Genomic DNA, 23,617 nt, shown 5'->3' with positions numbered 1-23,617 from the left:
TCAGCTCGCCTTCTCGTCGCCGGGCAGGACATATTCGGGTCCTTCCCAAGGGCTCAGGAAATCAAAACTGCGGAATTCCTGGCGAAGCTCGACCGGCTCGTAGATCACCCGCTTGGCTTCCTCGTCATAACGCAGCTCGACAAAGCCGGTCGTCGGAAAGTCCTTGCGCAGCGGATGGCCCTCGAAACCGTAATCGGTCAGCAACCGGCGCAGGTCCGGATGGCCGGAGAAGGGAATGCCGTACATGTCCCAGGTCTCGCGCTCGAACCAGTCGGCGCCGGGAAAGATCGAAGTGATCGACGGCACGACCTCATCTTCCTCCACCGCAAGCTTGATGCGGATACGGACATTCTGGGTCGGCGACAGAAGGTGGTAGACGACGTCGAAACGCTTTTCGCGTCCGGGCCAGTCGACACCGCAAACATCAATGATGTTCACGAAAGCGCACTGCCCGTCATCACGCAGGAATTTCGCGACATCCACAATCGCTTCCGGCGTCGTGAACACGGTCAACTCGCCATGGGCGACACGGCTATCGTGGACACCATTGCAGGCCTCGCGGATATGGGCGCCGAGTTCGTTCAAAACTTCACTCATAATGGTCTCCAGCCGCTATCGCTCGATCGTGCCGGTACGCCGGATCTTCTTCTGCAGCAGAAGCACGCCGTAAAGCAGCGCCTCGGCCGTGGGCGGACAGCCCGGCACGTAAATATCGACGGGAACAACCCGGTCGCAGCCGCGCACGACGGAATAGGAATAGTGATAATAGCCGCCGCCATTGGCGCACGACCCCATCGAGATGACGTAACGCGGCTCGGGCATCTGGTCATAGACCTTGCGCAGCGCGGGCGCCATCTTGTTGGTCAGCGTGCCGGCAACGATCATCACATCCGACTGGCGCGGTGAAGCGCGCGGGGCAAAACCGAAGCGCTCACAGTCATAACGCGGCATCGACATCTGCATCATCTCGACGGCGCAACAGGCAAGACCGAACTGCATCCACATCAGCGAGCCGGTGCGCGCCCAGGTGATCAGCTGCGCGGACGAGGTAACAAGAAAGCCCTTGTCGGCAAGCTCATTGTTGATTTCACCGAAAAAGCGGTCGTCAGCGCCGACCGGCTTGTTGGTCATCGGGTCAACGACGCCTTTGGGCACCGGCGCGACCAGCGTTTCGTCCTGGCTCACTCCCATTCGAGTGCTCCTTTTTTCCATTCGTAGATGAAGCCGATCGTCAGCACGCCGAGGAACACCATCATCGACCAGAAACCGAACCAGCCGATTGTCCCGAAGGATACCGCCCAGGGAAACAGGAAGGCCACTTCGAGGTCAAAGATGATGAACAGAATCGCAACAAGATAGAAGCGGATATCGAACTTCATGCGGGCGTCATCAAACGCGTTGAAACCGCACTCATAGGCCGAAAGCTTTTCTGCATCGGGCGCCTTGAAGGCCAGCGCAAAGGGCGCGACCATCAGGGCAAGCCCGATGATGAGACAGATTGCGATAAAGATGACGATCGGAATATAGGAACTGAGGACTTCAGCCATAAAAACACCCTTGCCGTTAGATGGCGCCCGGGTCAGCGCACTCGCAGAATAAACCGCGAGACCGAAAATTGATAGATGTCGGGGTTGTGGTTAGCGCAGCCGACGCGCTCGCGCAAGCCAATTATGACTTCATTTCGTCGCGCTGCAGCATTCGGTGACGGACGAAATGCGGCGTTTTTATACCCGTTGCAGGGCTTATTTAAGGGTGCGGCAATTTGCTGCGCCCGGCGACACGCGCCACCGCCCGCCATGACATTCGTCAACAAAGACAGCCAAAACAAACCGAGTCGCACAAAGCCGCAGACTCGCGCGCAGACGCAAACAGCCCAACGCATCCTGACAAAAGGATTTAAGTCCGGCAGCGAACCACATTGCAACAAAAGAGAAAAAGCATTTTCAGGAAGAAGAAAATGGCGCGAGTGACGGGGCTCGAACCCGCGACCTCCGGCGTGACAGGCCGGCACTCTAACCAGCTGAGCTACACCCGCGCATTTTCGCCGTTTCAGGGTCAAACGCTTGTTTTCGTGAGCGCTTGTCTGTCTGGCGTGAGCGGCTATTTAAGGGTGACGCCTGCTACTGTCAAGCAGCTTGTCACGCATTTCTGCTTTTTTTACGCGGCCAATTTCAAGACCCCCGCAAAACCGGGAAAACCACCGTCAAAAAAAATGCACCTCGATAAGATGAAGCCGCAGCACACCGACGGCGAAAACCACAATCATGGCCGCCCCGGCCAAAGTGCGATTCACTTTTCACCCATCCGCCACTCACACCAAGAGTCGATGATTAGGGCTCATATGACCGGAGCGATTTTGAAAGCCGGCCAGGCGAAAGCCGCAGTCGTAGCCATCGCTATGGCGAGGACTTTCAACGCCGCAGGCTCTCAAAAGCGTCCGCCCCTTTAAGGGTGCGGCTGGACTGGCCGCCGAGGGCGTCAAAATCCTCGCGCGACGCCTGAGCATTGCTCTCACGGCATTGTCCTGCTCGCACAGCCATTCCAGCACGCATCACATGAGTCCTACTCATCGACTCTTGGCATTACACACGGCAGCGTCTTTTTGAAAAAAATTGCAGATTCCGCGAAAACCCTCTTGCGGTTTCCGCGCGTTCCGCATATTTCACGCCTCACCAACGCGGTCGGGCGATTAGCTCAGTTGGTAGAGCGCCTCGTTTACACCGAGGATGTCGGGAGTTCGAGCCTCTCATCGCCCACCATTCTTTTCCCTTTCTTCCTTTTCTGCATTCGAAACCGCAACATCTCGGTTCGGATTTTCAGCGCGCCCCGCTTTCAGGCTGTCCGATTATGAATCGCATCGGCGAAAGGCAGCTTTTGCGATCGGATGGCGTCGCCAGGCAGAATACGGGAAGGCCACGTTCATGCGCCGAACCTTTCGGAAAATAGAACTTTTCTAATAAAGCATAATATAAATCACCACAACGACCTCCCTTACCCTATGCACCGACAATAAATTTCAAGAATGTTCAACTTGATTGCGCTGCCATTCAGGACTATTCTTTCGCGCATCACGGGGGGAGTCGATTATTATGGCCCATTACAAGTGTTCCGATTGCTTGATGGTGCAGGATACCGGGCGCGTTTGCCGCCGGTGCGGAAGTTACAGCCTTACGGCGCTTGAGACGCATAGCGGCGCTGCCGACGAGCGCGAGCAGAACACCCAGGTGCCCGCGGCGACGTCGTTCAACATGCCGGTATGGATCTCCTTTTTCGGGATCGCCATCCTGACCAGTTACCTGCTGATCTTTCATATGTAGCGACGGCAGGTTGCCGGTGTCGGCAAGGCGGTGGTTGCGCTGACCGCATGGCAGCGGACACGCCGTGTCACGCGTTGGCTTCCTCGCCAGCGCGGGCGGTAACGGCATCGTCTTCGAAGGTGTATGGCAAGGAGATATGCTTATCTGGCCGACTCGCCCAGCCGGCTGGCTGGTGCATGGAGAAAAAAGCCAGCGAGGCCGCTTTCGCCGTATTGCGCGGATCATTTCACGCGCAGCGCATTATTCGCAGGATGCGGGATTCATGCAGCGGATGCGCGGCGGCAGTGCAGATAAAGCCGCCACACAGGGAAGGATGCTTCAATTCTGTTTCCGAAATCGGGCAGGATCAGGCCGTGCGATTCTTTTCGCCGTCGGAAAACAGAGACTTGCCGTTCTGGTCGATGATCTGCTTGCCCTTTTTCAGGCTCCACTCGATCGCTTCGTCCTGAGAGGCAAACAGGTCGGCGCGGATGAAGGTGCGGACCAGTGTTTCCTCGCCGACTTCCTTCTCGATGCGGCCCTGAAGCCGGTATTGCGCGCCTTCCTTCACCGGTTCGGCGAAGATGATGCACTCTTCATGGACGATCGACTTGACGGCCTGATCGTTCTCCTGGCCGCCGCCACCGGGGCCACCGGAAAACAGAGAACCGAGCTTCGAGAAAAACGATGCCATAGAAACAACTCCCTTTTTTGCGTTCTTAACCGATCAACCCCGGTTTCGCCAGCCTTGCACACCGAATTTAAGCGCAACGCAGACGCGGCATGCCGCCGCGCTCAGATGATCAGGTTCGCCAGAATTTCGTTTTCGGTAATGTCCTGATATTTAAGGCCGCTTGCCGTCATCTTTTCGAACAATGCCGCAAAATTCTCCGGTTCCGCCGTTTCGATGCCGATCAGGATCGATCCGAAATTGCGGGCGGATTTTTTCAGATATTCAAACCGGGCAATATCGTCGTGCGGGCCAAGCAGGCCGAGAAAATCCTTCAGCGCGCCCGGCCGCTGCGGCAGGCGCAGGATGAAGTATTTCTTCAGCCCGGAATAGCGCATCGCCCTTTCTTTCACGTCCGGCAGGCGGTCGAAATCGAAATTGCCGCCGGAGACCAGAACGACGATCCTGCGGCCGCGCACCTGTTCGGGCGAAAGCATGCCAAGCGCGGTCAGTGCCAGCGCGCCGGCGGGCTCGAGCACGACCCCCTCGACATTCAGCATTTCCGTCATCGTCACGCAGATCGCATTTTCCGGCACGAGCGCCACCTGTTGGGCGGAAAACCGGCTCAATGCAGCGAAATTGGCATCGCCGATCCGAGCTACAGCGGCCCCATCGACAAAATTGTCGACCTCGTCCAGCGTCACAATTTTCCCCGCTTCCAGAGAACGCCTGAGGCTCGGCGCGCCGGAGGGCTCGGCAAACAGGAAGGCATCGGGCGCAAGCCGCCCCTCGAAATATCCCGTAACGCCGGCCGAAAGCCCGCCGCCGCCGACAGGCATCACGATCAGATCGGGCAGTTCCCCCGCCTCCGGCCATGCGGCCTCGATTTCGGCTGCGACGCTTGCCTGCCCCTCGATGATATCCGGGTCGTCGAAGGGCGGCACCATCACCCCGTCATTTGCCGCCACGAAATCCCTGGCGGCCGCATAGCAGACGTCGAAAATATCCCCGACAAGTTCGATTCGTATATTGCCGCCCCCGAAAATACGGGTCTTGTCGATCTTCTGCTGCGGCGTGGTCACCGGCATGAAGACGACGCCCTGCACCCCGAAATGGCTGCAGCAATAGGCAAAGCCCTGGGCATGATTGCCGGCCGAGGCGCAGGCGAACACCTTGTCGCCGCCGCCTTCGGCCATGCGTTTGCGCATGAAGTTGAAGGCCCCGCGCAGCTTGTAGGAGCGCACAGGCGTCAGGTCCTCGCGTTTCAGATAGATGTCGGCATCAAATTGTGCGCTCAGATGCGCATTGCGCTGGAGCGGTGTCGGCTCGAACAGGCTTCTGAGTGCTGTGGTCGCTTCTTGAACTTGATCGCGCATTCTGGTGCTTCCCATTGAGTTTGTGCCGCTACACCGCTATGGCATAGATCGCGGGTTTGGAAAAACCCCGCTCATGACACTGAGTATGACAGGGTACGGTCTCCTTGAACGCCACTCTATTGCGGTCAGCCTTTTATATTGCGGCCATCTGCGGGATCTATCTTGCCGCCGCGATGTTCGTACCGGCGATGGCCGACCTCTATTACGCGAATGACGATTGGCAGGTCTTCGCCATTTGCGGCTTCATGGTCGGCGGCACCAGCCTTGTCACCGCTGTGGCAATGCGCGGCAACCCGCCGCCATTCAGCCGGCGGCTGGGCTTCTTCCTCGTCAATCTGCTGTGGATCACCTTTGCGCTGGTCGGTTCGATCCCGATTTACCTTGCACGCGAAGACCTCACCTTTGCGCAGGCGCTGTTCGAAGCGGTCTCCGCCATCACCACGACCGGCTCGACGGTTTTGACCGGGCTGGACGATTCGGCGCCCGGTCTTCTGCTCTGGCGCTCGCTGCTGCAGTGGATGGGCGGTATCGGGATTGTTGCTCTCGGGCTGTTCATCCTGCCGTTCCTGCGCATCGGCGGCATGGCCTTCTTCAAGATGGAATCGTCGGATACCAGCGACAAGCCGTTCGCGCGCATGGCCAGCTTCACCCGGGCCTTCCTCGCCATCTATGTCGGCATCACCATCGCCTGCGCCGTGGCCTACGATCTCGCCGGCATGTCGCATTTCGATGCCGTCAACCATGCGCTGACGACGGTGGCGACCGGCGGGTTTTCAACACATGATGCTTCGTTCGGCTATTTCGACAGCCCTGCCCTGCTGCTGATTTCCAGCTTCTTCATGATGCTGTGCAGCCTGCCGTTTTCGATCCTGATCCTGTTCGTCGTCCGCGGCCGTCTTGATACGCTGCGTGATCCGCAGATCATGCTGTTCCTGTCCTATCTGGCGATGGCCACCTTCGTGCTGGCGCTTTATATCAGCCTGGACGGGCAGATGGATTTCGTGAATGCGCTGATACAGTCTTACTTCAATGTGTCATCGATCCTCTCGACGACGGGTTACGCCAGCACCGATTACACACAGTGGGGCGCGTTCGCCATCGTGCTGGTGTTTTTCCTGATGTTCATGGGCGGATGCTCCGGTTCGACGGCAGGCGGGATCAAGGCCTATCGTTTTCTGATTCTCTACAACATGCTGTCGACCGGCATGAAAAAGCTGATCTATCCGAATGCCGTCTATTCGATCCGTTACGGCCGACTGAGCGTCGATTCGGAAACGCAGCGCGCCGTCTCGATGTTCTTTTCCGCCTTCATTCTTCTGTGGGCGTTCGGCAGCATTGCCATGGCGGCCTTCGGCTATGATCTGATCACCGCAATTTCCTCGGTGCTGACCGCGCTTTCGAATGTCGGCCCGGGACTGGGCGACATCATCGGCCCGGCCGGCAATTTTGCCACCTTCGCCGATCCGGAGCTTTACCTCCTGTCGGTGCTGATGCTGCTTGGCCGTCTTGAAATCCTCACCGTCGCCGTGATCCTGATGCCGATGTACTGGCGCGGGTAATCCGCAGCCGTCATCTGTCAGCGGAAAACCGTGCGCGGGCGGCGGAGAAGCTTCCATTTCAGCGTGAACCGCTTTATTGAGGGGCGAAAACGCGCGAACGTCGAAAACCAATGCGGGATGCTCTTGTCTCATGACACTTTCCAACAATCAGGCCATTACGCCTGAAATCGTCGAAGCCCATGGACTGAAGCCGGACGAATACGAGCGGGTTCTGGAACTGATCGGCCGGGAGCCGAGCTTTACCGAACTCGGCATTTTTTCGGCGATGTGGAACGAGCACTGCTCCTACAAATCGTCGAAACGCTGGCTCAGAACCCTGCCGACGACCGGCCGGCGGGTCATCCAGGGGCCCGGCGAAAACGCCGGTATCGTCGACATCGATGACGGCGACTGTGTCGTCTTCAAGATGGAGAGCCACAACCACCCCTCCTATATCGAGCCCTATCAGGGAGCTGCCACCGGTGTCGGCGGTATCCTGCGCGACATCTTCACCATGGGCGCGCGTCCTGTTGCCGCCATGAATGCGCTCCGCTTCGGCGCGCCCGACCATCCGAAGACCCGCCATCTGGTCTCGGGCGTGGTCGCCGGCGTCGGCGGCTATGGCAATTCCTTCGGCGTGCCGACGGTGGGCGGCGAAGTGGAATTCGACGCGCGTTATAACGGCAACAATCTCGTCAACGCCTTTGCCGCAGGGATCGCCCGGTCTGACGCGATCTTTTATTCCGAAGCCAAGGGCGTCGGTCTGCCGGTGGTTTATCTCGGCGCCAAGACGGGGCGTGACGGCGTTGGCGGTGCAACCATGGCCTCTGCCGAATTCGACGAGGATATCGAGGAAAAGCGCCCGACGGTTCAGGTCGGCGACCCCTTTACGGAAAAATGCCTGCTTGAAGCCTGCATGGAGCTGATGAAGACCGGCGCCGTGATCGCCATTCAGGACATGGGTGCTGCGGGACTGACCTGCTCGGCCGTGGAAATGGGCGCCAAGGGCAATCTCGGCGTCGAACTCGATCTCGACCGCGTGCCGGTGCGCGAAACGGAAATGACGGCCTACGAGATGATGCTGTCGGAAAGCCAGGAGCGCATGCTCATGGTGCTCGACCCCGAAAAGGAAGAGGAAGCCGAGGCTATCTTCAAGAAATGGGGCCTGGATTTCGCCATCGTCGGCAAGACCACCGATGATCTGAGGTTCCGCGTGCTTCACCGCGGCGAGGAAGTCGCCAATCTGCCGATCAAGGAACTGGGCGACGAAGCGCCCGAATATGACCGCCCGTGGCGCGAACCCGATACACGCGGCGAACTGCCCTCCCATCTGGTCGAAGCGCCGGAGGATTATGCCGCCGCTCTTCTGAAACTCGTCGGCGGACCGAACCAGTCGAGCCGCCGCTGGGTCTATGAACAGTATGACACGCTGATCCAGGGTAATTCGCTGCAGCTGCCCGGCGGCGATGCCGGTGTCGTTCGCGTTGACGGCCATCCGGTGAAGGCACTCGCCTTTTCCTGCGATGTGACCCCGCATTATGTCGAGGCCGATCCTTACGAGGGCGGCAAGCAGGCCGTGGCCGAATGCTGGCGCAACCTCACTGCAACGGGTGCCGAACCGCTGGCATCAACCGACAATCTCAATTTCGGCAATCCGGAAAAACCGGAGGTCATGGGCCAGCTGGTCAAGGCGATCGAGGGCATTGGCGAGGCCTGCCACGCGCTCGGCTTCCCGATCGTGTCGGGCAATGTCTCGCTTTATAATGAAACCAATGGCGAGGCGATCCTGCCAACCCCGACAATCGGCGGTGTCGGCCTCATTGCCGACTGGCGCAAGATGGCCCGGGTCGGCTCGTTTTCCGATGGCGACCAGGTGATTCTCATCGGCGCCGATGGCGACCATCTGGGCGCTTCGGCCTATATGCGCGAAGTTCTCGGCCTCATTGATGGCCCTGCCCCGGCGGTTGATCTTTATGTCGAGCGCCGCAATGGCGATTTCGTGCGCTCCGCCATCAACAACGGCCAGATCACCGCCTGCCACGATATTTCGTCAGGTGGCCTCGCGGTTGCCCTGGCCGAAATGTGCATGGCCGCCGGCAAGGGCATGGCGATCAGCATCGAACAGGCGCGCGGCATGCCGCATGCGCTGCTGTTCGGCGAAGACCAGGCGCGCTATGTCATCACGGTTCCGGCCGAATACGGCAATTTCGTCTGCGCTTCGGCAGAAGGCAGCGGCGTACAGTTCCGCCGCCTCGGCAAGGTCGAGGGAGACGCGTTGGTGATTGATGATCTGTTGTCGGTCCCGGTCGGGGAGTTGCGCGACGCCCACGAAATGTGGTTCCCTCAATTCATGACCGCAACGAGCGGCAACAGCCCGTCGGCGGAAGAACCGGCGTCAAGCGAGGAGCACTGAATATGGCAATGAACGCGGGCGAAATCGAAGACATGATCAAGGCTGCAATCCCGGACGCCACGGTCACGATCAGGGATCTGGCGGGCGACGGCGATCACTTTGCTGCCGAAGTTGTGTCGGAAAGCTTCAGGGGCAAGACCAGGGTGCAGCAACACCAGATGGTCTATGATGCCCTGCAGGGAAACATGGGCGATGCGCTGCACGCTCTTGCCCTGCAGACTTCGGCGCCACAATAAAGCGCTCACCGGTTCGATTTCGACCGGTCGCGGTCAATTCGCCGGCCTGGGGGCTTGGCGGTTGTAAATCGATCGATTATATGCTGAAAGCAAATAAACGCTACGGATCTTGAACCCGTATGTGAAAGGATTACGCATGAGTGACATCAACGCCTACATCAAGAGCGAAGTCGACGGTAACGATGTCGTCGTCTTCATGAAGGGCACACCGCAGTTTCCGCAGTGTGGTTTCTCCGGTCAGGTCGTTCAGATTCTCGACTATCTCGGCGTCGACTACAAAGGCATCAACGTGCTGGCCGACGGCGACCTGCGACAGGGCATCAAGGACTATTCCAACTGGCCGACCATTCCCCAGCTCTACGTCAAGGGCGAGTTTGTCGGCGGCTGTGATATCGTACGCGAGATGTTCCAGGCGGGCGAATTGCAGGAACACCTGTCATCCAAGGGTGTTGCCGTCAGCGGCGCGGCCTGAGACCGGGCGTCGGCTTTTTCACAAGAAAAGCCCACCGGAGGGCGCCGCGACAGGCGGCTGCCCGGACATGCTCTGCATTTGTTTGGGTACAGGCGTCGCTCTAGCGGCGCCTTCTTTTGCTTTCAGGATTATTCGTTTTGACAGATACGTTACAGGGATCGGGACCAATGGTCCGAAAAGCTCCGGGAAAATGGGAACTGGTCGCGATGATGGCCGGGTTGATGGCGCTCAACGCGCTGGCCATCGACATCATGCTGCCCGGCCTGAAACAGATTGGCGCCAGCCTCGGCGTCGAGGCGGAAAACCAGCATCAGTTCATCATCACCTCCTACGTGCTCGGTTTCGGCATAGCCCAGCTCGCCTACGGCCCGCTTGCCGACCGTTTCGGCCGCAAACTGCCGCTTCTGGTGGGGCTGGCAATCTATTTCGCCGGCGCCGTCACCTGTGCCTTTGTGCCGACGTTCACGGCATTGCTGCTTGTGCGCTTCTGCCAGGGACTGGGCGCGGCAGCCACGCGCGTCATTTCCGTTGCCGTGGTGCGTGACCTTTACGGCGGGCGCAAGATGGCCGAGATCATGTCGCTGATCATGATGGTGTTCATGATCATCCCGGTCATTGCACCGTCAATCGGCCAGACGATCATGTTCCTCGGCGACTGGCATCTGGTTTTCGTGTTCCTCGGTCTGGCCGCACTTGGCAATTTCTTCTGGGTGACGTTCCGCCTGCCTGAAACCCAGCATCCCGAAGATGTCATCCAGCTGACGCCGAAGGCTGTCGCCCACAGCTTCCTCTACGTGCTGAGCCATCGTGTTGCCCTGTTCTACACGCTGGCGACCACTTTCATCATGGCCTGCATCTTCGGCTTCGTGACCTCGGCACAGCAGGTCTATATCGATATCTACGGGCTTGGTGCGCTGTTTCCCCTGGCGTTTGCCGGCATCGGCGTCACCATGGCGGCATCGTCGCTGGCCAATTCCCGCATTGTCGGCAAGATCGGCATGCGCAGGCTTTCCCATGGCGCGCTGATCGGCTTTGTCCTGACAAACGGCGTCTGGCTCGCCATCGATCTGATATTCGCCGGCGCTATGCCGTTCGTGCTGTTCTATCTGATCTTCATGATCGCCTGGTTCCAGTTCGGCTGGATCGCGCCGAACTTCAACGCGCTGGCGATGGAGCCGCTCGGCCATGTGGCCGGTGCAGCCTCATCCGTTCTCGGGTTTGCCAGCACGGCCGGCTCCGCGCTTCTCGGCGCGATGATTGGGCTGTCCTTCAACGGCACGACGACACCGATGATCGCCGGTTTCTTCGTCTTCGCCCTCGTTGCGCTGGGCCTGACGCTGATTGCGGAAAAAGGAAAGCTTTTCCAACCACATAATCCAGAAGTCTAAAGTCAATACCTGGTTCCGGCTGGGACCGGGCCCTCCTCCCGAAAGTCCCCGCCCGTGACCTATGCCTCTCACCCCGAACACGCAACAATAACCGCCCGGCTCCCCAAATGGGAGCTGGTCGCCATGATGGCCGGATTGATGGCGCTCAATGCGCTCGCCATCGACATCATGCTCCCTGGCCTTCAGCAGATCGGCGCAAGCCTCGGGGTTGAAGAGGAAAACCGGCGACAGTTCATCGTCACCGCCTATGTTCTTGGCATGGGCTGCGGGCAGTTGCTGTTCGGGCCGCTGTCCGACCGGTTCGGGCGCAAAATGCCTCTGCTTGCCGGCCTGGCTCTTTATCTCGCGACATCGGTTTGCGCCGCCTTCGTTCCCAGCTTCGCCCTGATGTTGTTCGTCCGTGTCATTCAGGGTATAAGCTCGGCGGCAACCCGCGTGATCTCGATTTCAATCGTGCGTGACCTCTATGGCGGACGCATGATGGCGGAAGTCATGTCGCTGATCATGATGGTGTTCATGATCATACCGATATTGGCGCCCTCGATCGGCGAGGTCATTCTGCTTGCCGGCGAATGGCACCTGATCTTTCTTTTTCTGGCGCTGTTTTCGTCGGCCATGTTTCTCTGGACACTGACCCGGCTGCCGGAATCGCTCCACCCTTCCGACAGACGCCCCTTCAGCATTGCCTCGATTGCAGGCGGCTTCATGATCGTGATCCGCAATCGCTCGGCTGCATTCTACATTCTGGCGACCACCTTCATTCAGGCCTGCATGTTCGGCTACATCACCTCGGCCCAGCAGATCTATATCGGCGTTTTCGATCTTGGAAAGCTGTTTCCGGTCGCGTTTGCCGGGCTTGGCATCACCATGTCCTGTTCGGCGCTGTTGAACTCGCGCCTTGTCGGCCGCTTCGGTATGCGAAGGCTGTCGCAGGCAGGCCTGATCATCTTCACCACGCTGATCGGGATCTGGCTGGTGCTCGACCTTGCCTATGCAGGCGTGATGCCGTTCTGGCTGTTTTACACGATGTTCTGTCTCGCCTGGCTGCAATTCGGCATTCTCGGCGCCAATTTCAATTCCATGGCTATGGAGCCACTCGGTCATGTCGCCGGCATCGGCTCCTCGATCCTGGGCTTCACCAGCACCGCCGGGTCCGCCCTTATCGGTTCGCTCGTCGGCCAGTCGTTCAACGGTACGACCACGCCGCTGATCACCGGGTTCTTCACCTTCGCTGTCGGCGCCTGCATTGCCACGGTGATCGCCGAACGCGGCAAACTGTTCCAGCCGCACAATCCCGAGGTCTGAACAAAAACGACGCCTTCGGACGGCAGCCCCGGCAATCGCCAAGGGGTTGCCGGTGCCCTGAACTATGGCATGAATCGCACCGTATCCTCCCTGAAATATTAATTCTTTTCAGAACATTACACCGTTTCGATCTACTGAATTCTCGCCTCGCACATCATGAATGCAAATGTGAAGTTGTGCGTTTAGCTGGAACTAAAATTCCGAAACTCACGTTTATCAACCTAAGACCGGGCGGGAGGCTCGGTCCGTTTCCGACTGAACACGAGGTTGAACTCGGTGACTTCATGCCGGGAGCCCAGAAGGAGGACATGATGATCACAGCTATTTTGAAATCCAGACTGCTTGCCGGTTCGGTAATCGCCGGATCTCTGCTGGTTTCGGCATCGATAACCCAGCAGGCTCACGCTATCGATGTTAATGTCGGTGGTGAAAACGGAGTGAGTGCAAGTGTTGATGTTGGCCAGAACGACGATGGCGGCCTCGGCGCCGACGCCGGCGCCAGTGTCGGCGGCGACAGCGGGGTGAATGCCGATGCCGGCGCGGATGTTGGCGGCAGTCAGGCTGCCAGTGCTGACGCAGACGCCAGCGTTGGCGGTTCCAGCGGCGTTGATACCAGCACCAGTGCGTCGGTCGGCGGCGACCAGGCCGTGGATGCGGATGTCAGCGCCAGTATCGGCGGTTCAGATGGCGTGAATGCCGATGTCGGTGCTGATGTTGGCGGCGACAGCGGCATCGGTGCCGATGTGGATGTCGGCATCGGCGATAGTGCGGCTGTTCCGGGCAATGGCGGCGGGACTGGCAGTGGTTCGGGCGGCGGTGGCGGCTCAATGCCTCCGGCGAACGATGATCGTCAACTTGTTGCTGGTTTCGACCAGCTTTCGGGTGACGAGCAGGCTGTCGTCAGAAAGCAGTGCGAGCAGGTCATGCGGACCCCGCAGTCCTTTGAAGTGGGACTGCAGCGCTTGTGCAAGCTCGTCGATACCTACCGCTGAACCGGCGCGTCGAATTAGCGCTGGGCACAGGCTCGATACGACAACACAAAACAGGCGCGCTGCAATCAGTGCGCCTGATTTTCTTTCACAAACCTATCCCCACACCGCGCTTCATTTCTCGACCTGAAGAAGAAGCTCCAAACCGGGCAAGGCCTAGATCGTAAACACTTTCTCGCGCAGTTCCTGCCAGCTTTCCTTGTCGGGCGCCCCCAGCAGGCCGCCGTCGAGGTGGTCGGGACGGTAGGGGGAGCCGTCATAGCGGGCGATATAGCCGCCGGCTTCCTGGCCGATCAGAACGCCGGCCAGATGATCCCAGGGCATCAGTTTGAAATAGGTGAAGAAGTGCAGGCCGCCGGAGGCAAAGGCGCGGTATTCCACAGCCGCGCAGCGATAGCTGGCCGCATAGCGCAGCTTTGCGGTGTTGGCCAGAAGCGTGGCGCGCTTCTCGCGCGGCATGAAGGCGACAGAGGCGGTTCCGAGCATATCCGCAAGCGCAACCGGGGCTGCAACCTTCATCCGGCTTGTCGAACCGTCAGCGCGTTTCAGCCAGGCACCGCCGCCCTTTTCAGCCACCATGAAGTCATCGCCCATCGGATCATAGATCAGCCCGGCAACGGTTTCGCCATTGACCACGATCGCCGCCATCACGCCATAGGCGGAAATGCCGTGGGCAAAGTTGAACGTGCCGTCGATCGGGTCCACGACCACCGCCAGTTCGGCATCCTTCAGTTTCGCAAGCAGTGTCGGATCGGCTGCAACGCCTTCTTCGCCGACAAAGGCGGCGTCGGGCAGGATTTTCTCGATACCCGCCTTGATCACGCGCTCCGCGCCGGTATCGGCGATGGTGACCAGATCGCTTGCCTCGGTCTTTTCCGCAACGTCCTGATCGCCGAGTTTTCGAAAGCGCGGCAGGATTTCCTGCGCCGCAGCGTCGCGCATCAGCCCGGCGATGGCGTCGAGCGTTTCGGAGGTGATCGTCATGTGATGAAATCCCGGTTGACTAGACTAAGCTGGCGCCGGTTAAATCATGACCATGGCGGCAAAGTCCATGGTTTGCCGGCCAAAGCCGCATGCTTTGTCGTTGACTTTTCGCTAAAACCCGACTATTTCCGCGCCAACACCGGCTCCGGCCGATGTTTCACCGACATGTCCCGTGGTTTTCCGGGCGCTTTTTTCCGCGAAAACCTGTCAGGATCTTCCCTCGGGAAGAACCAAAGGAGGGCGTGTTTCCTTGGAGCCGGGAAACCCCGGTTCTTTTGTTATGACTTAAAGGAAATACGATGAGCAAGCGCGAATCGTCCAAGCATAAAATTGACCGCCGTATGGGCGAAAACATCTGGGGTCGTCCGAAGTCCCCGGTCAACCGCCGCGAATACGGCCCCGGCCAGCACGGTCAGCGCCGCAAGGGCAAGCTTTCCGACTTCGGTGTGCAGCTGCGCGCCAAGCAGAAGCTGAAGGGTTACTACGGCGAGCTGCGCGAAAAGCAGTTCCTGGCCACCTTCGAGGAAGCCAACCGCCGCAAGGGCGACACCGGTGAAAACCTGGTCGGCCTGCTCGAAAGCCGCCTCGACGCGATCGTCTACCGCGCCAAGTTCGTTCCGACGGTCTTTGCTGCCCGTCAGTTCGTCAACCACGGCCACGTTACGGTCAACGGCACCAAGGTCAATGTCGGCTCCTATCGCTGCAAGCCGGGTGATGTCATCGAAGTGCGCGAGCGCTCCAAGCAGCTCGCCAGCGTTCTCGAAGCAAGCCAGCTTTCCGAGCGTGATGTTCCCGAATACATCGATGCCGACCACAACAAGATGGTTGCGACCTACGTACGGGTTCCGGCACTCGCCGATATCCCCTACCCGGTCATCATGGAACCGAACCTCGTTGTCGAATTCTATTCGCGCTGATTTTTCACGCGGATCGAAATCCGGAAAGCCGCTCCTTCGGGGCGGCTTTTCTTTTGTCCGGTGTGTTTTGCGCATAGGGTAGCAACGAAACCCGAGAGAGCGACCATGGATCTGCAGGCCATTGCCGACGATATCGTGCGTGACCTCGCCCCCCGTCTCGGCGAGGGCAAGGTGGCCGATTACATTCCCGAGCTTGCCAAGGTGGAGCCGGAGCAACTCGGCATCGCGATTTCCACCGTCGACGGCACGACCTATCAGGCCGGCGATGCTCAGACCATCTTTTCCGTGCAAAGCATCAGCAAGGCATTCATGCTGACACTCGCCCTTGGCAAGGTCGGCGAAACGATCTGGCGCCGGGTCGGGCGCGAACCCTCGGGCACGGCCTTCAATTCCATCGTCCAGCTCGAGCACGAGCATGGCATTCCGCGCAATCCCTTCATCAATGCCGGCGCCATCGTCGTCACCGACATCGTGCTTTCCGGGCACCGGCCGCGCGAGGCAATCGGCGAGTTCCTGCGCTTCATGCATTATGTCGCCGACGATGACAGCCTCTATATCGACGAGAAGGTCGCGCGCTCCGAACAGCGCACCGGCTACCGCAATTACGCGCTCGCCAACTTCATGCGCGGCTTTGACAATCTCAAACATCCCGTCGATCATGTTCTCGGCGTCTATTTCCACCAGTGCGCGCTTGCCATGAACTGCGTTCAGCTGTCCCATGCGGGACTGTTTCTGGCCAATCGCGGCACCAATCCGCTGACCGGCTTTTCGGTCGTGTCACCGCGGCGTGCGCGGCGCATCAACGCCATCATGCTGACCTGCGGCCATTATGACGGATCCGGCGATTTCGCTTTTCGCGTCGGTCTTCCGGGAAAATCCGGCGTTGGCGGCGGCATTCTCGCCGTGGCGCCCGGCAAGGCCTCGATCGCGGTCTGGTCACCGGCTCTCGATGAAACCGGCAACTCCCTGCTTGGCGGTGTTGCCCTCGAAATGCTTGCCGCGCGCACGGGCTGGTCGGTGTTCGGCACTTGATCACGGCCGCAGGACAAGGCATGTGCATGACCAACGGAATGAAACATGACGGACATCAGGCCATGAGTGAAACTGCAACCTTTGCCGAAGCTGACGACACATCGCCGGAAGACCGGGCGTTCCGCGCGCTGTTTGCCAATGCGCCGTCCTCCGTCAATTTTGCAAGGCTGCGCAAGCGGCTGTTGCGGCAGACGCGCCAGGCGATTGCCGATTTTGCCATGCTTGAAGGGCAGAAACGCTGGCTTGTTGCCCTTTCCGGCGGCAAGGACAGCTACGGGCTTCTTGCCATCCTGATGGAACTGAAATGGCGCGGCCTGTTGCCGGTCGAGCTGATCGCCTGCAATCTCGATCAGGGCCAGCCGAACTTTCCCAAACATATCCTGCCGGAATATCTGGACCGTCTGGGCGTGAAGCACCGGATCGAATATCGCGACACCTATTCGATTGTCACCGACAAGCTCGCGCCCGGTTCCACCTATTGCTCGCTGTGTTCGCGGCTCAGGCGCGGCCATCTTTACCGGATCGCCCGTGAGGAAGGCTGCGATGCACTGGTGCTCGGCCATCACCGCGAGGATATTCTGGAAACCTTCTTCATGAACCTGTTTCACGGCGGCAAGCTTGCCACCATGCCGGCGAAGCTCTTGAACGACGAAGGCGACCTGACCCTGCTGCGCCCCCTCGCCTATGCCGCCGAGGATGACATGGCGCGCTTTGCCGAAGCCATGCAGTTTCCGATCATCCCCTGCGATCTCTGTGGCTCGCAGGACGGGCTGGAACGCAACGCCATGAAGCAGATGCTGGCCGACATGGAAGCCCGCATGCCGGGCCGCAAGGATGTGATGTTAAGGGCGCTTTCAAACGTCAATGCCTCGCATCTCCTTGATCCGAAGCTGTTTGATTTTGCCGGTTTGAAACCCGGAATCGACTGAAATTTGCCCTCCGGCACGGTTCGGATTTCTGCTTAAAAAACATGTCAGTTTTACTAAACTTTCGATCATCTTCCTGAAAAGAGACAGTTTTGCGGCTCCGACCCTTGCTGTTTGTTTTTTGCGGTGCCACAAAAGGCCACCATCAAAACACGAGAGGTGATGTCGTGGAAAAAGCAGAAATCGGACTGATCGGTCTGGGTGTCATGGGCTCCAACCTCGCCCTGAACATTGCTGAAAAAGGCAACAGAATCGCCGTTTACAATCGTACGGTCGACAAGACGCGCGCGTTTTATGCGGGTGCAGGTGAACTTCAGAAGAATATCGTTCCCACAGAAACGCTTTCGGAATTCGTCGCAGCCATCCGTCCGCCGCGCCCGCTCATCATCATGATCAAGGCCGGCGAGCCCGTCGACCAGGAAATCGAAAAGCTTCGCCCCTATCTCGGCAAGGGCGACATCATCATCGATGCCGGCAATGCCAATTTCCATGACACCCGCCGCCGCTTCCAGGAACTGGAAGGCACCGGCCTGACCTTTATCGGCATGGGTGTTTCGGGCGGCGAGGAAGGTGCGCGCCACGGCCCGTCGATCATGGTCGGCGGTACGGAAGACAGCTACGCCCGGGTCGAAAAGGTCCTGACCTCGATCTCCGCAAAATATGAAGACGATCCCTGCTGCGCTTGGCTTGGCCCGGACGGCGCCGGACACTTCGTCAAGACCATCCATAACGGCATCGAATATGCCGACATGCAGATGATCGCCGAAATCTACGGCATCCTGCGCGATGGTGTCGGCCTGAATGCTGCCGAGATCGCCCAGGTCTTCAGCGAGTGGAACGACGGCCGCCTGAACTCCTTCCTCATCGAAATCACCGCGAAGGTGCTGACGGCTGCGGACCCGGAAACCGGCAAGGCCATGCCCGATGTCATCGTCGATGCCGCCGGTCAGAAGGGCACCGGTCGCTGGTCGGCGATCGAGGCCCAGCAGCTTGCCGTGCCGGCGACCGTTATCGAGGCCGCCGTTGCCGCGCGTTGCCTTTCCTCGATGCGCGATGAACGCAAGAACGCCGAACCGATGTTCAACAAGGAAGAGCTTGAATTCGGCATTGCGCCCGGCCCCTGGCTCAACCGCGATCTCGAACTTGCCCTGTTTGCCGCCAAGATCGCGGCCTACGCACAGGGCTTTGACGTGATGGCATCGGCTTCGCAGGAATATGACTGGAAACTGCCGATGCCCGAGATCGCCCGGATCTGGCGTGCCGGCTGCATCATCCGTTCGCAGTTCCTCGACGAGATCACCAAGGCGTTCTCCGACACGCCGGATGTCGCCAACCTGATCGTCACACCGGCCTTTGCCGCCATGGTCAACGAGTGCCTGCCGTCGCTGCGCCGCATTGTTGCAGCCGCAACCTCTGCCGGCCTGCCGGTTCCGGGTCTTGCCTCGGCACTGACCTATTTCGATGCCTATCGCCAGTCGCGCGGTACTGCCAACCTGATCCAGGCACAGCGCGATTTCTTCGGCGCCCATGGTTTCGACCGCCTCGATGGCCTCGATATCCATCACGGTCCCTGGGGCAGCGGCGCGGCCTGAGGCGCTCCGTAACAAGGCCATAAATGCAGAAAAGCCCCGGAAACGGGGCTTTTTTTATGAAAACAGCGGGACGACCCGTCATCCAGGGAGATAGACAGGTTTCGAATAGGTCACGACCTCGTTCCGGCCCTTGTGCTTGGCCATATAGAGCGCCATGTCGGCATTCTTGATCACGGTATAGACCGACGAAGCCTCCTGCGATGACTGCGCAACGCCGGCGCTGGCCGTGACGGTGACATTGCGGGAAAAGTTTTCCCTGGCGAGCTGCTGCCTGATGTCCTCGGCGATACGCTCGGCATTATCGAGGCGGGCATCGTTGAGGATCACGCAGAACTCCTCGCCGCCATAGCGCACCACGAGATCGCTTCCTCGGATCCGCATAGAAATGATCTCGGCAAAACGGGCCAGCACCACATCGCCAAAGCTGTGGCCATAGGTGTCATTCACGCTCTTGAAGTGGTCAAGGTCGAACATGATGACGCAAAAAAGCCCGGAACTCTCATGGCCGGGCGTGCGTCGTTCGACAAGTTCCAGCGCCCGCCGATTGCTGAGCCCCGTGAGAGCGTCGCGTTCGGCAAGCTGCTTGAAGGTCATATACTCCTTCTCGCGCCGCTCCTCCATGGCCAGCAGAGAGCCGACGAGCATGGTTCCGACGATGTTTCTCACAATCAGCGCAGGCAGGGATTTCACGGCCATGGTCACCAGCACGTCAACCGGCAGCAACACGGCGCTCAAAAGACTGAATGATATGACCAGCCCCAGCAGCGCAAGGGTCGGCAAATCGCGTCTGTTGCCGCGAAAATGCACGAATGTAAGCGCAATCACGGTTCCCAGAATGATGCTGACCGTTCCGGGCAGAAGCCCCGCTCCACCGATAGCGATACGGACGAGAACCGCAATCGAGCCCGCGATAACAGCTGACCAGACACCACCGAAGACGGCGGCAAGAGCAATCATGACATTTCGAACATCGATCATGACACCGGGACTGACTTCGAACGGGTCAATCATGGTGACGACTGCAGCAAGCCCGAAGAGCACGCCGATCGCCGGTCCGCGCCACAACGCCGGCAAATGCCAGCGCAGAATGATACGGTAGGTCAGGACCACCAGCGCGGCCAGCCCGACCTTCTCGAGCATGCCGGCGAGAATGTGCATATTCTCAATCATCGGTCACAGTCCTACCATTTCCATCCGCACGGTCAGTTTGATTTTTTTCGCAAATACCAGCGCGCAACGACCGCATTGCAGCAACCGGCACCCCTCAGGCACCACAGCACGAGACCGACGACAATTTTCGGGGAACACACCTCACACGCTCTGACGCGTAAGTATGGTTAACGGCCTTAGACCACAAGTAAAAAAAGCCGTCAGGGCAAACCATCCCCGTTTATGTCATCGTTGTCTAATGTACCGCTTGATCAACCTGTCCGAATGCGCAAGGTTCCAGACCTCAGTCCGGCATAACGACAAGACAAAAGGCACCCCGACAATGTCCGCCACCGTATTTCCACCTTCGCCTCCCGTATTACTGCCCGTCACCGGGATCCAGAACTGTTTCCCGGTCCGCCGCGTTTATTGTGTCGGGCGCAATTATGCCGCCCATGCCGTCGAGATGGGGCACGATCCAAGCCGCGAAGCGCCTTTTTTCTTTCAGAAAAATGCCGACAATCTTCTTCTGCCGGGCCTGCCCTTTCCCTATCCGGGTCTTTCGAAAAACGTCCACCACGAAGTCGAATGCTATGTTGCCCTCAAAAGTGGCGGCGCCGACATTCCCGTCAGTGAGGCTCTCGACTGCATATACGGTTATGGCGTGTCCGTGGATTTCACCCGGCGCGACATTCAGGACGAAGCCAAGAAGAAAAGCCGCCCCTGGGAAATGGCAAAGGCATTCGAGCATTCTGCACCGGTTTCCGCGATCGCCCGCGCAGAGGATATCGGCCATCCTTTTGAAGGCACCATCGTGCTTTCACGCAACGGCGTGGACGTCCAGCATGGAAACCTCAACCAGATGATCTGGAAAGTGCCGGAAATCATCGCCGCGCTGTCGGAATACGTGACGCTGGCCCCCGGCGATATCATTCTGACCGGCACACCGTCCGGGGTCGGGCCGGTCACACGCGGAGATCGTATTTCCTGCGCGATTAAGTCTGTCGCACAACTTGCGTTCGACGTAATCTGATATACTGTGGCGTTTCTCTTCTGGAGGATGTGACGTGACGATTTATGCTCTTGGCGACCGCCGACCGAGCTTGCCCTCGGCCGACAGATACTGGATCGCGCCCGACGCGGCGGTGATCGGCGACATCATCGTCGGTGACAATGTGGGCATCTGGTTCAATGCCGTCCTGCGGGGGGATAACGAACCGATCACCATCGGTGCAGGCAGCAATATCCAGGACGGCGTGATGATCCACACCGATATGGGCGCGCCGGCAACCATCGGAGAAGGTTGCACCATCGGCCACCACGCCATCATCCATGGCTGCACCATCGGCGACAACAGCCTGGTCGGCATGGGCGCAACCATTCTCAACGGCGCGGTTATCGGCAAGAACTGCCTGGTGGGCGCCAATGCTCTGGTCACCGAAGGCAAGACCTTTCCCGACAACAGCCTGATCGTCGGCGCGCCGGCAAAAGCGGTCCGCACGCTCGACGAAGCGGCAATCGAAGGGCTTCGCCATTCGGCAGAGAGCTACCGCAAGAACTGGCAGCGCTTCAGCCGGGATCTCGTTGTCGTCGATGATGGTCATGCCTGATGCGCACCGCCCCGGCCATCACATTGTCGGCGCATGATCAGGCACTGGATGAGCTGATCGGCAGGAATCTGGCGCGCTCCGGCTGGATGATCAGTTTTCCCGCAGCGCTCGAAGACCGGTTCAACGAACATATCCACACCAACCGTCACCGGCAGGTCGTCCGCGCGGCCGTGGTCGGGATCGTGTTTCTGTTTGCCTTCGTTTCCATCGACCTGATCTATCGCCCGGCATTGCTCGTGCATCTGTCGATCATCCGGGCTGGCGTAATTTTGACCATAATGGCAGCGCTATCACTTGTGATTATCTGCAAACAGGACATCCGCCTGCCGGGCCTTATGTCCATTCTCGGCATATCGGCTGCATCGCTCGGCACCGGGCTGATGCTGGTCTCCATCGGCAACCCGATTGTCCGCTTTGAGCCCTACACGTTTATCCTCGTCGCCGTCATTGCCAATATCGCGCTGCCGCTGCGCCCGCCTCAGGCGCTTCTGGCTTCGACCATCAATTTCGCCATTGCCGTCTATTTCATCATGCCGCTGCCGGCCCTCCTGCCGGACGAGAAGGCCTCGCCGCTGATCTTTCTTCTGGCAACGACCCTTATGACGCTGCTGGCCAATGTGCGCATCGAAACCATCGAGCGGAAAATATTCCTGCTCTATCTGCGCGAAAAGCTGCGGGGCGAGGCGCTGCTGCACGAATACCGTTCGCTCGATCAGATATCGAATACCGATGCCCTGACCGATCTTGCCAATCGCCGCCTGTTCGACGACAGCCTCAAGCAGAACTGGCAGGCCGCCAGGCTAAATGGCGAGCCGCTTACATTGCTGATGATCGATATCGACCATTTCAAGGGCTATAACGATACCTATGGCCACCCCGCCGGCGATGAATGCCTGAAGCGCGTCGCGCAGGCGCTTAAGGCCTGCACACGCTCGGACCGCGACCTGCCCGCGCGTTTCGGCGGCGAGGAATTTGCCCTGATCCTGTCCGGTTGCGACGAGACCGGCGGACTTCGCATGGCCGCGCGCATCCACGAAACCATTGCCGGGCTGGCGATTACCCATGCCACAAGTCCACTGAAGCGGCTTTCGGTCAGCATCGGGGTGGCGTCCGCGCGGCCGTCGGACACCACCCATGAGCCGCGCAACCTGCTGCTCAGGGCCGACCGCGTGCTTTATGAGGCCAAGCAGGCCGGTCGCAACCGGACACGTATTGACAAGCAGACGGCGCAGAATTCATTCGAAGAAAGCGAGGCTGCGGAATATCGAGCCTATTGAAGGCAAGGCAGTTCCTGCGGCATCAAGGGGGCATCAGTTCCGGCAGGCCTCGCACAGCCCCCGCATTTCCACGGTCATCCGTTCCGGTTTGAAGTTTTTGGCTTTGGCGAGCGAGACCAGCGCATCCTCGATATCGTGAGCGTGGAATTCGATCACCGCGCCGCAGCCCTCGCAGATCGCAAAAGCGGTCATGCCGTGATGGGTACAGTCTTCATCTGGATGGGCGCAGGCGACATAGGCATTCATGCTTTCCAGCCGGTGCACCATGCCGGCATCGGTCAGCTTGTCGAGCGCGCGATAGACCTGCAGCGGCGCCTTGAAGCCATGATCGCGCAGCCGGTCGAGGATGGTGTAAGCGCTCAGCGGTCCGTCGCTTCCGGCAAGGCAGTCGAACACAAGCGACTGATTGCGGGTCAATTTTCTGGCGGCAATATTCATAACAAGACC

Annotated in this window: 24 protein-coding genes and 2 tRNA genes; 17 read left to right on the top strand and 9 right to left on the bottom strand. The window is 59.2% G+C overall.

Annotated features, from left to right (window positions below; translation table 11 throughout):
• The 4 genes from ABID12_RS19435 to ABID12_RS19420 form a co-directional block, all read right to left on the bottom strand.
• A complete protein-coding gene (locus ABID12_RS19435) occupies positions 1-597 on the bottom strand; it encodes an NADH-quinone oxidoreductase subunit C (RefSeq protein WP_354435729.1) in 597 nt (198 codons plus the stop codon).
• A 15-nt stretch (positions 598-612) separates the two neighbouring features.
• Positions 613-1,191, bottom strand: coding sequence for a NuoB/complex I 20 kDa subunit family protein (locus ABID12_RS19430; RefSeq protein WP_024707024.1), 579 nt, complete (start codon positions 1,189-1,191; stop codon positions 613-615).
• Positions 1,182-1,547: an NADH-quinone oxidoreductase subunit A gene (locus tag ABID12_RS19425; protein ID WP_106301251.1), complete on the bottom strand. Its 366-nt coding sequence runs from the start codon at positions 1,545-1,547 to the stop codon at positions 1,182-1,184. The genes ABID12_RS19430 and ABID12_RS19425 overlap by 10 nt, the downstream gene beginning before the upstream one ends.
• A gap of 411 nt (positions 1,548-1,958) precedes the next feature.
• Positions 1,959-2,035, bottom strand: a tRNA-Asp gene (locus ABID12_RS19420).
• A 75-nt stretch (positions 2,036-2,110) separates the two neighbouring features.
• Between ABID12_RS19420 and ABID12_RS19415 the strand changes: the two genes are divergently transcribed.
• The 3 genes from ABID12_RS19415 (at position 2,111) to ABID12_RS19405 (ending at position 3,317) form a co-directional block, all read left to right on the top strand.
• Complete coding sequence (locus ABID12_RS19415) at positions 2,111-2,449, top strand: hypothetical protein (RefSeq protein ID WP_354435728.1); 339 nt, start codon at positions 2,111-2,113, stop codon at positions 2,447-2,449.
• 234 nt (positions 2,450-2,683) lie between these two features.
• A tRNA-Val gene (locus ABID12_RS19410) sits at positions 2,684-2,759 on the top strand.
• A 330-nt stretch (positions 2,760-3,089) separates the two neighbouring features.
• Positions 3,090-3,317: a hypothetical protein gene (locus tag ABID12_RS19405; RefSeq protein ID WP_319519600.1), complete on the top strand. Its 228-nt coding sequence runs from the start codon at positions 3,090-3,092 to the stop codon at positions 3,315-3,317.
• A 346-nt stretch (positions 3,318-3,663) separates the two neighbouring features.
• On the opposite strand, the gene ABID12_RS19400 is transcribed toward ABID12_RS19405, so the two are convergent.
• Positions 3,664-3,990, bottom strand: a complete 327-nt coding sequence (locus ABID12_RS19400) for an HlyU family transcriptional regulator (protein WP_106301256.1) — start codon at positions 3,988-3,990, stop codon at positions 3,664-3,666.
• Between the two features lie 101 nt (positions 3,991-4,091).
• The gene (gene ilvA, locus ABID12_RS19395) at positions 4,092-5,342 is read right to left on the bottom strand and encodes a threonine ammonia-lyase (RefSeq protein WP_354435727.1); all 1,251 of its coding nucleotides are present in this window, start codon (positions 5,340-5,342) and stop codon (positions 4,092-4,094) included.
• Between the two features lie 104 nt (positions 5,343-5,446).
• On the opposite strand from ilvA, the gene ABID12_RS19390 reads away from it, so the two are divergent.
• The 7 genes from ABID12_RS19390 to ABID12_RS19360 all read left to right on the top strand — a co-directional run bounded on the left by ABID12_RS19390 (position 5,447) and on the right by ABID12_RS19360 (position 13,686).
• On the top strand, positions 5,447-6,901 hold the full coding sequence (locus ABID12_RS19390; protein ID WP_106301262.1) for a TrkH family potassium uptake protein: 1,455 nt from the start codon (positions 5,447-5,449) through the stop codon (positions 6,899-6,901).
• A gap of 130 nt (positions 6,902-7,031) precedes the next feature.
• Positions 7,032-9,293 carry a phosphoribosylformylglycinamidine synthase subunit PurL gene (purL, locus tag ABID12_RS19385; protein WP_354435726.1) on the top strand — a complete coding sequence of 754 codons (2,262 nt, stop codon included), beginning with the start codon at positions 7,032-7,034 and terminating at the stop codon, positions 9,291-9,293.
• 2 nt (positions 9,294-9,295) lie between these two features.
• The gene (locus tag ABID12_RS19380; RefSeq protein WP_106301267.1) at positions 9,296-9,529 is read left to right on the top strand and encodes a BolA/IbaG family iron-sulfur metabolism protein; all 234 of its coding nucleotides are present in this window, start codon (positions 9,296-9,298) and stop codon (positions 9,527-9,529) included.
• Between the two features lie 136 nt (positions 9,530-9,665).
• Positions 9,666-10,001: a Grx4 family monothiol glutaredoxin gene (grxD, locus tag ABID12_RS19375; protein ID WP_106301270.1), complete on the top strand. Its 336-nt coding sequence runs from the start codon at positions 9,666-9,668 to the stop codon at positions 9,999-10,001.
• 167 nt (positions 10,002-10,168) lie between these two features.
• A complete protein-coding gene (locus ABID12_RS19370; protein WP_319519597.1) occupies positions 10,169-11,389 on the top strand; it encodes a multidrug effflux MFS transporter in 1,221 nt (406 codons plus the stop codon).
• A 123-nt stretch (positions 11,390-11,512) separates the two neighbouring features.
• On the top strand, positions 11,513-12,694 hold the full coding sequence (locus tag ABID12_RS19365; protein WP_354435745.1) for a multidrug effflux MFS transporter: 1,182 nt from the start codon (positions 11,513-11,515) through the stop codon (positions 12,692-12,694).
• A 311-nt stretch (positions 12,695-13,005) separates the two neighbouring features.
• Positions 13,006-13,686, top strand: a complete 681-nt coding sequence (locus ABID12_RS19360) for a hypothetical protein (protein ID WP_354435725.1) — start codon at positions 13,006-13,008, stop codon at positions 13,684-13,686.
• 153 nt (positions 13,687-13,839) lie between these two features.
• On the opposite strand, the gene ABID12_RS19355 is transcribed toward ABID12_RS19360, so the two are convergent.
• Positions 13,840-14,667 carry an inositol monophosphatase family protein gene (locus ABID12_RS19355; protein WP_354435724.1) on the bottom strand — a complete coding sequence of 276 codons (828 nt, stop codon included), beginning with the start codon at positions 14,665-14,667 and terminating at the stop codon, positions 13,840-13,842.
• 299 nt (positions 14,668-14,966) lie between these two features.
• On the opposite strand from ABID12_RS19355, the gene rpsD reads away from it, so the two are divergent.
• The 4 genes from rpsD (at position 14,967) to gnd (ending at position 19,134) form a co-directional block, all read left to right on the top strand.
• Positions 14,967-15,584, top strand: a complete 618-nt coding sequence (gene rpsD, locus ABID12_RS19350; protein WP_106301282.1) for a 30S ribosomal protein S4 — start codon at positions 14,967-14,969, stop codon at positions 15,582-15,584.
• A gap of 105 nt (positions 15,585-15,689) precedes the next feature.
• Positions 15,690-16,616 carry a glutaminase gene (locus ABID12_RS19345; protein WP_106301285.1) on the top strand — a complete coding sequence of 309 codons (927 nt, stop codon included), beginning with the start codon at positions 15,690-15,692 and terminating at the stop codon, positions 16,614-16,616.
• Positions 16,617-16,678: 62 nt separating this feature from the next.
• Positions 16,679-17,545: a tRNA 2-thiocytidine(32) synthetase TtcA gene (ttcA, locus tag ABID12_RS19340; protein ID WP_354435723.1), complete on the top strand. Its 867-nt coding sequence runs from the start codon at positions 16,679-16,681 to the stop codon at positions 17,543-17,545.
• Between the two features lie 164 nt (positions 17,546-17,709).
• Positions 17,710-19,134 (top strand): NADP-dependent phosphogluconate dehydrogenase, encoded by a 1,425-nt coding sequence (gene gnd / locus ABID12_RS19335; protein WP_106302110.1) that lies wholly within the window; start codon positions 17,710-17,712, stop codon positions 19,132-19,134.
• Positions 19,135-19,212: 78 nt separating this feature from the next.
• On the opposite strand, the gene ABID12_RS19330 is transcribed toward gnd, so the two are convergent.
• Positions 19,213-20,304 (bottom strand): GGDEF domain-containing protein, encoded by a 1,092-nt coding sequence (locus tag ABID12_RS19330; RefSeq protein WP_354435722.1) that lies wholly within the window; start codon positions 20,302-20,304, stop codon positions 19,213-19,215.
• Between the two features lie 322 nt (positions 20,305-20,626).
• Here ABID12_RS19330 and ABID12_RS19325 point away from each other — a divergent pair, with 322 nt between their 5' ends.
• The 3 genes from ABID12_RS19325 to ABID12_RS19315 are packed head-to-tail and all read left to right on the top strand — an operon-like array spanning position 20,627 to position 23,170.
• Positions 20,627-21,316 carry a fumarylacetoacetate hydrolase family protein gene (locus tag ABID12_RS19325; protein ID WP_354435744.1) on the top strand — a complete coding sequence of 230 codons (690 nt, stop codon included), beginning with the start codon at positions 20,627-20,629 and terminating at the stop codon, positions 21,314-21,316.
• A 34-nt stretch (positions 21,317-21,350) separates the two neighbouring features.
• Positions 21,351-21,893, top strand: coding sequence for a gamma carbonic anhydrase family protein (locus ABID12_RS19320; protein WP_354435721.1), 543 nt, complete (start codon positions 21,351-21,353; stop codon positions 21,891-21,893).
• A complete protein-coding gene (locus tag ABID12_RS19315) occupies positions 21,893-23,170 on the top strand; it encodes a GGDEF domain-containing protein (RefSeq protein WP_354435720.1) in 1,278 nt (425 codons plus the stop codon). The genes ABID12_RS19320 and ABID12_RS19315 overlap by 1 nt, the downstream gene beginning before the upstream one ends.
• 33 nt (positions 23,171-23,203) lie before the next feature.
• Here the strand turns inward: ABID12_RS19315 and ABID12_RS19310 are convergent, their stop codons facing one another.
• The gene (locus ABID12_RS19310; protein ID WP_106301297.1) at positions 23,204-23,608 is read right to left on the bottom strand and encodes a Fur family transcriptional regulator; all 405 of its coding nucleotides are present in this window, start codon (positions 23,606-23,608) and stop codon (positions 23,204-23,206) included.
• Between the last annotated feature and the right edge of the window lie 9 nt (positions 23,609-23,617).

Origin of the sequence: Martelella mangrovi (genome assembly GCF_040545495.1) — a bacterium.
Lineage (GTDB): Bacteria > Pseudomonadota > Alphaproteobacteria > Rhizobiales > Rhizobiaceae > Martelella > Martelella mangrovi.
Note: the sequence above shows the minus strand (reverse complement) of the source record. Positions and strands in the feature narration are given on the sequence as shown.

Coding starts and splice junctions, on each gene's coding strand:
- ABID12_RS19435 (WP_354435729.1), bottom strand. CDS start 597: ATGAGTGAAGTTTTGAACGAACTCGGCGCCCATATCCGCGAGGCCTGC.
- ABID12_RS19430 (WP_024707024.1), bottom strand. CDS start 1,191: ATGGGAGTGAGCCAGGACGAAACGCTGGTCGCGCCGGTGCCCAAAGGC.
- ABID12_RS19425 (WP_106301251.1), bottom strand. CDS start 1,547: ATGGCTGAAGTCCTCAGTTCCTATATTCCGATCGTCATCTTTATCGCA.
- ABID12_RS19405 (WP_319519600.1), top strand. CDS start 3,090: ATGGCCCATTACAAGTGTTCCGATTGCTTGATGGTGCAGGATACCGGG.
- ABID12_RS19400 (WP_106301256.1), bottom strand. CDS start 3,990: ATGGCATCGTTTTTCTCGAAGCTCGGTTCTCTGTTTTCCGGTGGCCCC.
- ilvA (WP_354435727.1), bottom strand. CDS start 5,342: ATGCGCGATCAAGTTCAAGAAGCGACCACAGCACTCAGAAGCCTGTTC.
- purL (WP_354435726.1), top strand. CDS start 7,032: ATGACACTTTCCAACAATCAGGCCATTACGCCTGAAATCGTCGAAGCC.
- ABID12_RS19380 (WP_106301267.1), top strand. CDS start 9,296: ATGGCAATGAACGCGGGCGAAATCGAAGACATGATCAAGGCTGCAATC.
- grxD (WP_106301270.1), top strand. CDS start 9,666: ATGAGTGACATCAACGCCTACATCAAGAGCGAAGTCGACGGTAACGAT.
- ABID12_RS19370 (WP_319519597.1), top strand. CDS start 10,169: ATGGTCCGAAAAGCTCCGGGAAAATGGGAACTGGTCGCGATGATGGCC.
- ABID12_RS19365 (WP_354435745.1), top strand. CDS start 11,513: ATGATGGCCGGATTGATGGCGCTCAATGCGCTCGCCATCGACATCATG.
- ABID12_RS19360 (WP_354435725.1), top strand. CDS start 13,006: ATGATCACAGCTATTTTGAAATCCAGACTGCTTGCCGGTTCGGTAATC.
- ABID12_RS19355 (WP_354435724.1), bottom strand. CDS start 14,667: ATGACGATCACCTCCGAAACGCTCGACGCCATCGCCGGGCTGATGCGC.
- rpsD (WP_106301282.1), top strand. CDS start 14,967: ATGAGCAAGCGCGAATCGTCCAAGCATAAAATTGACCGCCGTATGGGC.
- ABID12_RS19345 (WP_106301285.1), top strand. CDS start 15,690: ATGGATCTGCAGGCCATTGCCGACGATATCGTGCGTGACCTCGCCCCC.
- ttcA (WP_354435723.1), top strand. CDS start 16,679: ATGAGTGAAACTGCAACCTTTGCCGAAGCTGACGACACATCGCCGGAA.
- ABID12_RS19330 (WP_354435722.1), bottom strand. CDS start 20,304: ATGATTGAGAATATGCACATTCTCGCCGGCATGCTCGAGAAGGTCGGG.
- ABID12_RS19325 (WP_354435744.1), top strand. CDS start 20,627: ATGTCCGCCACCGTATTTCCACCTTCGCCTCCCGTATTACTGCCCGTC.
- ABID12_RS19315 (WP_354435720.1), top strand. CDS start 21,893: ATGCGCACCGCCCCGGCCATCACATTGTCGGCGCATGATCAGGCACTG.
- ABID12_RS19310 (WP_106301297.1), bottom strand. CDS start 23,608: ATGAATATTGCCGCCAGAAAATTGACCCGCAATCAGTCGCTTGTGTTC.